Raw genomic sequence first — 11,772 nt, forward strand, 5'->3', positions numbered from 1 at the left:
GCATATCCCTGCTCCTAATTTTTTGTGATAATATCTGCTGCTTCCTTGTTAGTAAGCCCGCTTTTAAGTTCAAACGTACCGAGCTGAACCATTGTATGGTAGTCATGATCAATCAAAAAGCGCTCAAATTCTTCGGCATCCTTGATTATTTGCTCTGATTCCAGTATTTCGGCAATCTCCACCGGGCTCATGCCGGAAGAGATTCTTAACCTATAAATTTTCTCTGTCTCTTTATCTTCCTTTTCTGTCCCTGTCGGGGACTCGGTGTCTGAAGTCCCTGCATTACTGCTCTTGTTTGCTGGGCTTTGCTGCTGTTCAACAGCAGGGGGTGTTTTTAATTGTTCATATTCAGTTTGTGTTAACACAACATATCCCTGAGCGTCGAGTATATCCTTTGCCGCTGAAGTGGAAGTGGACGCACTTTTTTCCTGTGTAAAAAGCTGTGTCCCCGACCAGGCAATCAATAATGTAAATAATATACCAAGTGAAAATGATCTCGCGGCCTGCTTATTCACTTTGCCATCCCCCGAATGGAAAATTCACGAATAATCTGCTCGACCTCTTCAATGGATAGAGAGGATTGTTTCGCAATCTGGCTTGTTTCCCGGCCTTGCTGTGCGAGCGACCAAACCTGATTTTTTATAATTTCATGAATTTCCTTTTTGTCATTATATTGAGGATTTCTTCCATAAAGCCTGTCTCCATCGACGAGAAGCTCTTCTTCCAGCAACTTTAATTTCTTCTTGATTTGATACATTTCCTGAACCTGCTGAATGGTCAACTGGTCTATTTCTTCACGCAATTCCTTGTATGGATCCTTAAGGAAAAAAGAAAGAACAAATACCAAAACAGCAAAGGCAAGAAGGCCAATCATCAAATACCCCATATAAAACTCCTCCTTAGCCAATTTATTATAACACCCTGAAACATTTTAACATTCCTTTCGACAATTTTCGATTCTAAATTTTTACCTATAGAAAAATAGGTATAAAGTATAGGAGAACCACCAATGAAAGGATAGTTCTATAATCATGGGGGTGATTTGAAGGCACAGAAAAAAACAATCTCTTTCATTGTAAAAAAGCCACTAGCATTTCCCGGGGAAAAGTGATATTATAGAAAAGTCGTATGAACGAACCTAGGTTAATCAGTTTGGAGGGAAATCACATGCGTGTAAATATTACGTTAGCTTGCACAGAGTGCGGAGACCGTAACTATATTTCTAAAAAAAATAAGCGTAATAATCCAGATCGTCTTGAGCTTAAGAAATATTGCCCAAGAGAAAAGCGTGCAACTGCACATCGTGAGACAAAATAAGCAGCAACGGGAATTTTCCCGGCTGCTTTTTTTTGTCTTTTTTTACATATTTACGAATGTCGAAGGCAAGCCAGTTAGGACTGATAAAAGGGTACAGGAGGTAATGAAGTTGAATGAAAAAAAGAAGCTGAGGACAGCCATGAAGGGAAAGCTGGAAGAGCTGAACCTGCCATTATATGAGGATCTATCCTGCCAAATCGCCCGCAATCTTTATAGCGACGTTTCGTGGGTGGAAGCACGAACGATAGGGATTACACTTTCAAGAGCTCCCGAGGTGGATACCTTCCAATTAATCCGAAAAGCATGGGAACAGGGAAAGCGTGTTGCAGTGCCGAAATGCCAGCCAAAAAACCGGGAGATGATCTTTAGGCAGCTGACCAGGTTTGCCCAGCTTGAAACAGTTTATTCAAACCTGTATGAACCTGTAGAAGCTGAGACGGAAATGGTAGAACCCGAAAAAATTGACCTGCTGATTGTACCGGGTTTGGCTTTTACCAAGACAGGTTACAGACTAGGATTTGGAGGAGGGTATTATGACCGCTTTTTAAAGAGTTATAGCGGGCGAACCCTATCTCTCGCATTTGAACAGCAGCTGGTTCCAGAATTGCCGATCGAACCTCATGATTTGCCTGTTTCGAAGATTGTTACTGAAAACGGGGTATTTCATTGTGTGGACCAATGATTTATTTTATATCATCCTAATTGCATTTATATGTTTTGCGGCTTGGCATTTTGCGTTACTCTCTCTTTCCGGGGGGGCTGCTGCCTTTGCGGTGGGACTTTTGATTGCAGTTGGGCTTGGCATTCAAGGACTAGCTGTAATGGGCTGTTTTTTTATCAGTTCCAGTCTGTTATCAAGCTATAAGAAAATGAAAAAGGACCATTTGGAGGACTTTCATGAAAAAGGATCTACACGTGACTGGGCTCAGGTAGCTGCCAATGGCGGTATTGCCGCTGTGGCTGCACTCGGAGTTTATTTTTGGGACAGTGTGCTGTTATTGCTTGCATTTTGCATTTCACTGGCCGGAGCAAACGCCGATACCTGGGCGTCTGAACTCGGTTCACTAAGCAAGCGGCCGCCCTTTTCCATTAATGATCTTAAAAGAGTAAAGACTGGAACTTCCGGTGCCGTGTCATTGCAAGGCACAATTGCGGGAGGATTCGGTGCGGTTTTTATAGCTGGAATATCCACTTACCTGTTCCAGCTCGAATCAAGAGAATTCTTTTATATTGCAGGATTTGGATTTGCTGGAATGTGTATAGATACGATTATCGGCGCATTTTGGCAGGCGGGCTACTCATGCCGCAATTGCGGGAAATACGTTGAGAAGACCGTCCACTGCGGCCTGGAGACGACACGGATAAAAGGGATTTCTTGGCTTCGGAACGATGCGGTTAACTTCATTTCTTGTTTGATAGCTGCTATTTTGGGAATAATTTTTTATAGCGGTTAATCCTGCTTTTTAATATTAAAAAAGGTAATTATCGCCTATTATTAATTTATAGGTGTATGTAGTGTATGTAGATGCCTATGAAATAAGCGGAGGTAGCTCTGCAAAAGGGGGATTTGAATTGAGGAATCGTGTTAACCGTGTTGTATTGATTGGGACAGGAGCTGTGGGTTCCAGTTATGCATTTGCTATGTTAAACCAGGGAGTTGCAGAGGAACTTGTACTTATTGATTTAAATAAGGAAAAATCCGAAGGGGATGCAATGGATTTAAACCACGGGATGCCTTTCGCTCCATCACCAACAAAGATTTGGTTCGGAGGGTATGCAGACTGCGGAGATGCTGACATCGTTGTCATCTGTGCAGGTGCCAACCAAAAACCGGGAGAAACGAGACTGGACCTTGTCGAAAAGAATGCGAACATTTTTAAGGGCATTGTAGGAGATGTGATGAGCAGCGGCTTTGACGGGATTTTCATTGTTGCTACAAACCCGGTCGATATCCTTACATATGCCGTACGGAAGTATTCAGGACTGCCCAAGGAGCGGGTCATCGGTTCGGGAACGATTCTGGATACAGCGCGATTCCGCTTTTTGTTAGGAGATTATTTTAATATTGATACAAGAAATGTTCATGCCTATATCATCGGCGAGCATGGTGATACAGAGCTTCCGGTCTGGAGCCACGCTGATATTGGCGGAAAGCCAATAAAAACGATCATTGAAGAGCGGGAAGACTATAAGCAGGAAGATCTGGACAATATCTTTATCAATGTCCGTGATGCCGCTTATCATATCATTCAGCGGAAGGGAGCAACCTATTACGGAATTGCCATGGGGCTTGTCCGCTTAACAAAAGCAATCCTGCAAAATGAGAATTCAATCTTGACGGTATCGGCCTATCTTGATGGTGAATATGGCCAGAGTGATATTTATATTGGTGTGCCTGCCATCGTAAACAGAGGCGGGATCCGGGAAGTATTAGAGTTCGAGCTTTCAAAAGAAGAGCAAGAACAATTTCAGCATTCTGTCCAAGTCTTAAAGAAAGTTATGGAGCCTGTATTCTCGTCATAAAGCTAGCGTAAAGTAACCGTCCATTTTGGGCGGTTATTTTATGTAGATATTTTTAAGGAAAAAGGATAAAATCAACATCCTTGCTTCAAACTAGAAGTGGAGGGATGTATATGTTGACAAGATTAATGTCCTTTTTTTGTTTGTTAATGGCTAGTTACTTTGTTTATCAAAATCGGTATAGGGTGATGAATATCCTGCTGGGCAATACCATCCTGAGAAGATTGGCTGTGAGTTCCCTCATGGGAATGCCTGGTTTTCGAAGGAGAATGTTTCAATCTGTTTTCTCTGGCCCAAACGACTGGCAATGAGAAGGATGTAGGACCACTAGAGACCCCATAAGTGGTCTTTTTTCTCTTTTTTGTGTAACGGTCTGCAGTTTTAACAAAGGCTGCACGAACTGGACTGCTTCAATGTTTAAGTGGTTCGAATTAGTTTATAATGATAGGAAGTACAGACATAGCAGTCTAGTTGATCGATCAGAAAGTAGGGGAGAAATTGAGTTTGATAGAAGAGTATTTGTTCTGGAGGACTGCCCATTTTTTAATTGTCGGCAAGGGATACCGGGTCATACAGATTTCAAGGGACCAGGGAGAGATATGGCTTGAGAGGACAGAGAATAGGGAGGCCCAGGTTGTAAGGCTTCTTTGCTATAATCTGGATTGGAGCAATTGGCTGCAAAAGGATATCGAGATGGTTGCTGTAAATGGAGAGAGAATGAGAAAAAAATTTGTCCGTAGGAAATTGTCGATAATAAATCTTTATTTCACTGCCTATCCTCCTGTGGATGACTATGAGCACCTTTTAACTGATCCATTAACAGGTCCGGGCAATGGGAAAATTCAAGTGAAAACCACCGTTTTGGACAGAACAAGTCAAACCGAGGCACTCAAGCGCCTTGAATCCATTTGGGGGGAACCCTTCAACTTGCCGGATGAATCAGGAAATCCGGAAATCGAGATAGAACAACTAAAAAGTCAAGCTTTATCGAAAGCTTCAGCACGGTCAAAAGCCGAGAACGAAATGTTTAAATCTGGAAAGCCCCTTTTCACATACTTCCTCATTGCTGCACAGATTCTTTTGTTCTTATTAATGGAACTAAAAGGAGGGAGTACCAATACTTCCACATTAATAAAATTCGGAGCCAAGTTTAATCCTCTTATTTTAGAAGGGGAATGGTGGCGTTTTTTTTCTCCTGTACTGCTGCATATCGGAGCGTTGCATTTGTTTATGAATTCATTGGCGCTGTATTATTTGGGGCCAATGGTGGAAAGGATCTATGGCAATTTTAGATTTTTATTTATTTATATCCTGGCCGGTTTTGCCGGTTCGCTGGCCAGTTTCCTGTTTAGCCCCAGCCTGTCAGCAGGAGCAAGCGGTGCCATATTTGGCTGTTTTGGTGCTTTGCTTTATTTTGGATCTGTGTTCCCGCGATTGTTTTTCAGGTCGATGGGGATGAACATTTTGATTGTACTGGCTATTAATCTCCTGTTTGGCTTTACTGTACCCGGAATCGATAATGCCGGCCATATCGGCGGTTTGCTGGGAGGATTTGCAGCCGCTGGCATTGTTCATCTCCCTAAAAAAAGAAAATTTGCTCTTCAGGTTTTATTCATAATTGTGACGTTTTCCTCCATATATGGTTTGCTTCAATATGGCTACAGCGATTCCGCTGCCGTCGTTGATGAAAAGTCTGTGCTTCTCCTCGCACAGGAGTATATACAAACTGAAGAGAACAACAAAGCGTTTAACCTCCTGGATGATTTTGAAAAAAAGGAGCAGAGTGAATCTGCGGATATTTTATTTCTACTTTCATATACGGAGATAAAAAGAGGTAACCTGGGAAACGCTGCAGAACATCTTGAAACTGTACTGGAACTGAAGCCCAATTTCCATGAGGCACATTACAATCTGGCGCTGGTTTATCTTGAGCAAAAGAATTTCCGGCAGGCATTGATTCACTCGGAGAATGCTCTTAAGATAAGCCCCGAAAAATCTGATTACCAGTCGCTGAACAAAAAAATCAGTTCGTACCTCCAATCTGCTGAGCAAGAATAACCGTTTCTCCATCGGAGGTTCTGGTCAGGACGTATAGAACATTTTTATCCAGAGTAAAGACAAGGAGCGGGATGGTGCTGCCAATTGGACTAATGACGGTGCCATTCGTTTTTTTTATGCCGTGGAAATAATTTTTATAGAGACCTTCCCATAATTTTCCTATAGCCATTTGACTGTCCGATAGACTAAGTCCTGGAAGAGGCCTGTCCGTATATTTGGGCAGATCCGTCAAAGGCAGGGTAGTATATTGATTCGGTTTTAATTGCAGCTGTTTCAAAAAATTGGAAAGACCGTATTCAAGCTGGTTGCTGATGGTTTTATCCAATAACAGCTTCCATTCTTCTTCTTCCGCAGTTTGAGGAACCCTAAAGGAGGTCATTGTACTATGTGGAGCCTTAATGACGTAAAGGAAATCACTTGACATATGCTGAGCGCTCGAAATTTTATCTGCCAGGCTATGAAGCTCCGAGTGGTGAAAGGTAATGCCTTCATATTTTGCGGTATCGTCCCTTTCAAGAGTGCGAGCCTGCTTAAGGCTGTCAGTATTTTGCCTCCAATCTCCAATCTTTTCTATTAGCTTGCCGTTTTTGAAAAGAAGACCCACATCCTGGCGAAGGTATGCTTTCTGCCCAAGGGCCGATCTTGCCTCCCACTCAATGATGTATGCCTCACTATTATTTCCTTCCCGAATAGCCAGGCCTGTATTAGCACTCTTATATTTGACATTTTCATTTATAGGGAAAAAGATAATGGTTTCCCTGGATTCCTCCCGAAAGAAGACACTAAAAACAATAATAGCCAATCCTGCCAAGCCACAAATGAGGAATGCACGGAATATGCTCATGAATATTATCCCTTCCCTTAAAAGTTTGTCCCCTTACAAACCATATTCACCTTACAGCAGTTACATGCAATTGAATAGTATGTTTTCTTATCCCGCTGGCTATGATGGAAGTGGAAGAAGGAAATATATGGTGTTTTTATGTCAGATTTATGATTTTCGAGGTGAATGATGGAACAATCAAAAAAGCATCTTGTTCAAGCAAATATTGAAGAAAATGTTAAATATTTGCGAGAGGCACTGGGCGTAGGCAAAAGTTTTGACGTGATTCAGCTCGATGTAGAATATGCTGAAAAGAAAATGGCGATGTTCCTGATTGACGGATTCGCTAAAGACGACCTTTTGCATCTTATTATGAAATTTCTGGCCAAATTGAAGCCAGAAGATCTTCAGTCCGATACTTTGAAGAAACTTGTTCACACCTATATCCCTTATGTCGAAGTTGAGACATCAGACGACCTGGATGCGATCGCTGATAAGGTCCTGGCGGGCCCGACCGTTTTGCTGGTGGATGGCTTAACAAAGGCAATTATTATCGATGCCCGTACCTATCCTGTAAGGGGTCCAGAGGAGCCTGACACAGAGAGAGTGGTAAGAGGATCCCGTGATGGGTATGTTGAAACGATCGTATTTAATACGGCCCTAACCAGGAGAAGGGTCAGAGACCGTACTTTGCGCATGGAGTACATGCAGGTAGGCAGAAGGTCAAAGACCGATATTGTTGTATGCTATATAGAGGATATCGCGGAACCTGAAATCGTCAAAAACATTAAGGATTCCCTTTCCAAAATTGATACGGATGGACTCCCGATGGCAGATAAAACAATCGAGGAATTTATCTCTGGCAGGCACTGGAACCCGTTCCCCAATGTCAGGTATACCGAAAGGCCGGATACTGCAGCTGCTCATTTATATGAAGGGCATGTCTGCATTATCATAGACGGCTCCCCGAGTGTCCTGATTACACCGACAACCTATTGGCATCATATGCAGCATGCCGAGGAATATCGAAACAAACCGCTCGTGGGCGCCTATCTCCGAATGGTCCGCTATGCTGCTGTCTGGGCTTCAGTATTTTTGCTGCCACTCTGGTATCTGTTAGCTTCTAATCCAGAATTGCTGCCAGAGAGATATTCCTATATAGGGATAAATGATCCAGGAGAAGTCCCGTTGTTTCTTCAATTTGTCATTATAGAATTTGGGATTGATGCACTGCGGATGGCTGCCATCCATACGCCAACATCCTTGGCAACTGCCCTCGGCTTAATCGCCGCTCTGATGATTGGACAAGTCGCGGTCGAAGTTGGCCTGCTCACAAATGAGGTTATCTTATATTTGTCAATATCCGCCATTGGAACTTTTGCAACTCCGAGCTATGAAATGAGCCTTGCGAACCGCCTTGTAAGGATTTTCCTGCTGATTACTACCGCCCTTTTCCATACGTTTGGATTTGTAGTCGGAATCCTGCTGATCCTGTTGCTTTTAATTAGAATGAAATCATTTGGAATCCCTTATTTGTGGCCGTTCATTCCGTTTAATTTCAGGGCGTTCAGGGATGTGCTGCTAAGGTCTCCCATGCCGCTAAAAAACAGGAGGCCAACGGTTCTTCACCCAAAAGATCCAGATCGGTAATAGAGGAAGATTTACCTTTTTTATCTATTATTATGGATACTAGGGTACTTGAGATAGAGATTGGTATCGATTATACTTTTAATGTAAACTTGTTCACAAAATGAGAGGGACTACATTGCAGACAGTATATGAGATTCAGCAGTTCTTAAAAAAATTTGGAACCGTTATCTATGTAGGAGACAGAGTGGCTGACCTTGAACTTATGGAGACAGAGTTAAAAGAACTCTATGCAGCACAGTTGATTGAACCGGCAGATTTTCAATCAGGCATTATGCTCCTAAGACATGAAATCAGACTGGAACGGGAAAAAAGACAAAAAGAGAAATAAGGGTGGAGAGAAGATGGCTGAAAAGTGGCTGGTAGGAGTCGATTTAGGCGGAACCACTACTAAAATTGCGTTTATTAGCTTTTACGGGGAAATTCTTAATAAGTGGGAGATTCCCACTGACAAGTCAAATGAAGGGAAAAACATCCCGACAGATATAGCCAAAGCAATTGATCACAAGCTGGATGAGCTGGCACATTCCAAAAATGAAATCCATGGAATAGGGATAGGTGCCCCTGGACCAGTTGATTTGACCAGTGGCATTATCTATGAGGCTGTAAACCTTGGCTGGAAGGATCAATATCCATTGAAGGATCTTCTTGAGGTGGAGACGTCTTTGCCTGTCGTTGTTGATAACGATGCAAATGTTGCAGCATTGGGTGAAATGTGGAAAGGTGCAGGAAACGGTGCCAAGGACCTTGTTTGTGTTACCCTCGGTACAGGTGTAGGAGGGGGTGTGATCGCAAACGGTGATATTGTCCATGGGAAAAGAGGTGCCGCAGGTGAAATAGGGCACATTACTTCAATTGCTGTTGGCGGGGCTCCTTGTAATTGCGGAAAAAGCGGTTGCCTTGAAACGATTGCTTCAGCAACAGGGATTGTCAGACTTGCACATGAAGCACTTCAAAAAGGGCAGCAAGAAGGGAAACTTGGAGAGATCTTCCGGGAATATGGGCAGGTATCTGCCAAAGACGTTTTCGATGCAGCACGGAATGGGGAAAAGAGTGCATTAGAGGTTATTGAAAATGTCGCTTCCCACCTGGGAGTAGCTCTTGCAAATATTGCCAATACACTCAACCCGGAAAAGATTGTATTGGGCGGAGGTGTTTCGAGGGCAGGGGACATTCTTCTTGGGCCAGTCAAGGAAAACTTCTTGAAGCATTCGTTCCCAAGTGTGGCCAAGTCGACAGAAATTGCCATAGCAACCCTTGGCAATGACGCTGGAGTCATTGGTGCAGCCTGGCTGGTTAAAAACAAAATTTCCTTATAATATAGAAGAAGGAGCGGCTCTTGCATAGGGCCGCTCCTTTTTTGTTCCTTCAATACAGAGAGACTGCTGGAACTTTTTTTGTTTAGGACATCTTAATCAAAGGGAACCCTGTAACTGAGTGGTTTCTTTATTCACTCGAATACTTCATTAATTGAATACAAGCTATAATGGCATGCCAGGCAAAATAACGGAGGGAATGAAAGATGGTGTCTCAAAAAAAATTGAAGATAACTGCCACGTCTTTAGCTATCATCCTGCTATGGCTGAAAACATATATTGTTTATAAAACCAGCTTTACGATCCCAATTGAAAATTGGATCCAGGAATTTCTTCTTTTTATTAATCCTCTCAGCTTCCTGATGATTGTATTGGGAGCGGGATTTTTTATTAAAAACCGGGACAGATATATTCTGACCGCCAGCCTTGTCCTCTCTTTCATCCTTTATTCCAATGTCGTTTTTTATCGATTTTTCAATGACTACCTCACAATACCTGTCCTGTTTCAGACCAGTAATATGAGTGATTTGGGAAGCAGTATCGATGAACTGATTATTTGGCAAGATTTGTTGTTTTTCATAGACACGATCCTTCTTGCTGGCTTATTGAAGCTCCGTCCTGTCTTTTTAAGAATCAGCTCTGTTTCCCGGTCAGAAAAAAGGGCCTTTTTTTTAAGTGCTATTGCAATGGTTCTATTTAATCTCGGCTTGGCTGAGACTGAACGGCCTCAGTTACTGACTCGAACGTTTGACCGCGAAATGCTGGTAAAAAATATAGGTACTTATAATTATCATTTATATGATCTATTTCTCCAATCAAAATCCTCGGCTCAGCGCGCCCTTGCAGATGGAAGTGAATTGGCCGAAATTGCTAATTATGTACGGGCAGGATTTAAGGAACCTGACAAAAAAATGTTTGGGATTGCCAAAAACAAAAATATCATCCTTATTTCGATGGAATCAACCCAAAATTTTGTTATCAACCAGAAAGTTAATGGGCAGGAAATTACCCCCTTCCTGAACGAATTTATAAAGGAGAGCTTTTATTTCGAAAACTTTTATCATCAAACGGGTCAGGGGAAGACCTCCGATTCAGAGTTTCTTGTAGATAACTCTTTATATCCGCTAAGCAGGGGTGCTGTTTTTTTTACCCACGCTGGAAATCAATTCAAAGCCTCTCCTGAAATCCTGCATTATTATGGTTATTTCACCGCTTCGCTGCATGCGAATAACAAAAGCTTTTGGAATCGGGATATCATGTATAAAACATTAGGATATGACCGATACTACTCGCTCGCTGATTACCATGTGACAGAAAAGAACTCTGTTGGCTGGGGGATGAAAGATATAGACTTCTTCCAACAGTCCGTCCGCCATTTAAACGAAATGCCTAAGCCGTTTTATGCTAAGCTCATTACCCTGACAAACCATTTTCCTTTTGAACTGGACGAAGAAGATCAGTTGATAGAACCCTATACCTCCAATAATAAAACGGTTAATCACTATTTCCCGACAGTGCGATATACGGATGAAGCCCTTAAACTGTTTATTCAGCAATTAAAAGATCAAGGTCTTTATAATGACTCGGTTATCATTATTTATGGTGACCATTACGGGATATCAGAGAACCATAATAAAACGATGGGTGAATTTCTTGGAAAGGAAATCACTCCATTTGAGAGCATACAGCTTCAGCGTGTCCCTTTAATCATTCACATCCCAGGAATGAAGGGACAGACAGTGTCAACTGTTGCCGGCCAGATTGACCTGAGGCCTACGATCCTTCATTTGCTGGGAGTAGAGACAAAGGCTGATATTCAATTTGGAACAGATTTATTCAGCAAAGACAGACTTCAATGGACCCTTCTTCGTGATGGCAGCTTTATCACTCAGGATCATGTCTTTGCGAAGGATGTCTGTTATGATAAGACAACAGGGGAACCAATTGAAAAGCGCTTCTGCATGCCATATATAAAAAAGGCAAAGACTGAACTTGAGTATTCAGACAAAATAATTTATGGTGATTTACTGCGATTCTATAACAAGCACGATCTAGTTCGAAATCATAGGGGGGAGAGCATTGATTGAGTCA

At 42.3% G+C, this 11,772-nt stretch carries 12 protein-coding genes; 9 read left to right on the forward strand and 3 right to left on the reverse strand.

The genetic code is table 11. From position 1 onward, the window contains the following. Nucleotides 1–14 precede the first annotated feature (14 nt). Nucleotides 15–515, reverse strand: a complete 501-nt coding sequence (locus tag EV146_RS16785; protein WP_132008552.1) for a hypothetical protein — start codon at nucleotides 513–515, stop codon at nucleotides 15–17. After that, a complete protein-coding gene (locus EV146_RS16790; RefSeq protein ID WP_132008555.1) occupies nucleotides 512–886 on the reverse strand; it encodes a hypothetical protein in 375 nt (124 codons plus the stop codon). The genes EV146_RS16785 and EV146_RS16790 overlap by 4 nt, the downstream gene beginning before the upstream one ends. Before the next feature lie 281 nt (nucleotides 887–1,167). Between EV146_RS16790 and rpmG the strand changes: the two genes are divergently transcribed. From rpmG to EV146_RS16820, 5 genes are all read left to right on the forward strand, one after another. Continuing rightward, the gene (rpmG, locus tag EV146_RS16795; RefSeq protein ID WP_090740981.1) at nucleotides 1,168–1,317 is read left to right on the forward strand and encodes a 50S ribosomal protein L33; all 150 of its coding nucleotides are present in this window, start codon (nucleotides 1,168–1,170) and stop codon (nucleotides 1,315–1,317) included. A gap of 103 nt (nucleotides 1,318–1,420) precedes the next feature. Next, nucleotides 1,421–1,999: a 5-formyltetrahydrofolate cyclo-ligase gene (locus EV146_RS16800; RefSeq protein ID WP_132008558.1), complete on the forward strand. Its 579-nt coding sequence runs from the start codon at nucleotides 1,421–1,423 to the stop codon at nucleotides 1,997–1,999. Continuing rightward, nucleotides 1,986–2,771, forward strand: a complete 786-nt coding sequence (locus EV146_RS16805) for a DUF92 domain-containing protein (RefSeq protein ID WP_241993944.1) — start codon at nucleotides 1,986–1,988, stop codon at nucleotides 2,769–2,771. The genes EV146_RS16800 and EV146_RS16805 overlap by 14 nt, the downstream gene beginning before the upstream one ends. Nucleotides 2,772–2,889: 118 nt before the next feature. Continuing rightward, nucleotides 2,890–3,840, forward strand: a complete 951-nt coding sequence (locus EV146_RS16810) for an L-lactate dehydrogenase (RefSeq protein WP_121613950.1) — start codon at nucleotides 2,890–2,892, stop codon at nucleotides 3,838–3,840. A gap of 495 nt (nucleotides 3,841–4,335) precedes the next feature. Next, nucleotides 4,336–5,895, forward strand: coding sequence for a rhomboid family protein (locus EV146_RS16820; protein WP_132008564.1), 1,560 nt, complete (start codon nucleotides 4,336–4,338; stop codon nucleotides 5,893–5,895). On the opposite strand, the gene EV146_RS16825 is transcribed toward EV146_RS16820, so the two are convergent. Next, on the reverse strand, nucleotides 5,861–6,739 hold the full coding sequence (locus EV146_RS16825) for a hypothetical protein (protein WP_132008567.1): 879 nt from the start codon (nucleotides 6,737–6,739) through the stop codon (nucleotides 5,861–5,863). The two genes, EV146_RS16820 and EV146_RS16825, sit on opposite strands and share 35 nt — an antisense overlap. A gap of 168 nt (nucleotides 6,740–6,907) precedes the next feature. Here EV146_RS16825 and EV146_RS16830 point away from each other — a divergent pair, with 168 nt between their 5' ends. From EV146_RS16830 to EV146_RS16845, 4 genes are all read left to right on the forward strand, one after another. After that, nucleotides 6,908–8,368, forward strand: a complete 1,461-nt coding sequence (locus EV146_RS16830; protein WP_132009181.1) for a spore germination protein — start codon at nucleotides 6,908–6,910, stop codon at nucleotides 8,366–8,368. 115 nt (nucleotides 8,369–8,483) lie between these two features. Beyond that, entirely contained in the window at nucleotides 8,484–8,696 is a 213-nt protein-coding gene (locus EV146_RS16835) for a YqgQ family protein (protein ID WP_121611804.1), read from the forward strand. A 13-nt stretch (nucleotides 8,697–8,709) separates the two neighbouring features. Beyond that, nucleotides 8,710–9,684, forward strand: a complete 975-nt coding sequence (locus EV146_RS16840) for an ROK family glucokinase (protein WP_132008570.1) — start codon at nucleotides 8,710–8,712, stop codon at nucleotides 9,682–9,684. A 203-nt stretch (nucleotides 9,685–9,887) separates the two neighbouring features. Continuing rightward, nucleotides 9,888–11,768: an LTA synthase family protein gene (locus tag EV146_RS16845; RefSeq protein ID WP_132008573.1), complete on the forward strand. Its 1,881-nt coding sequence runs from the start codon at nucleotides 9,888–9,890 to the stop codon at nucleotides 11,766–11,768. Nucleotides 11,769–11,772 lie beyond the last annotated feature (4 nt).

The organism is Mesobacillus foraminis (assembly GCF_004340465.1).
GTDB lineage: Bacteria > Bacillota > Bacilli > Bacillales > Cytobacillaceae > Mesobacillus_B > Mesobacillus_B foraminis.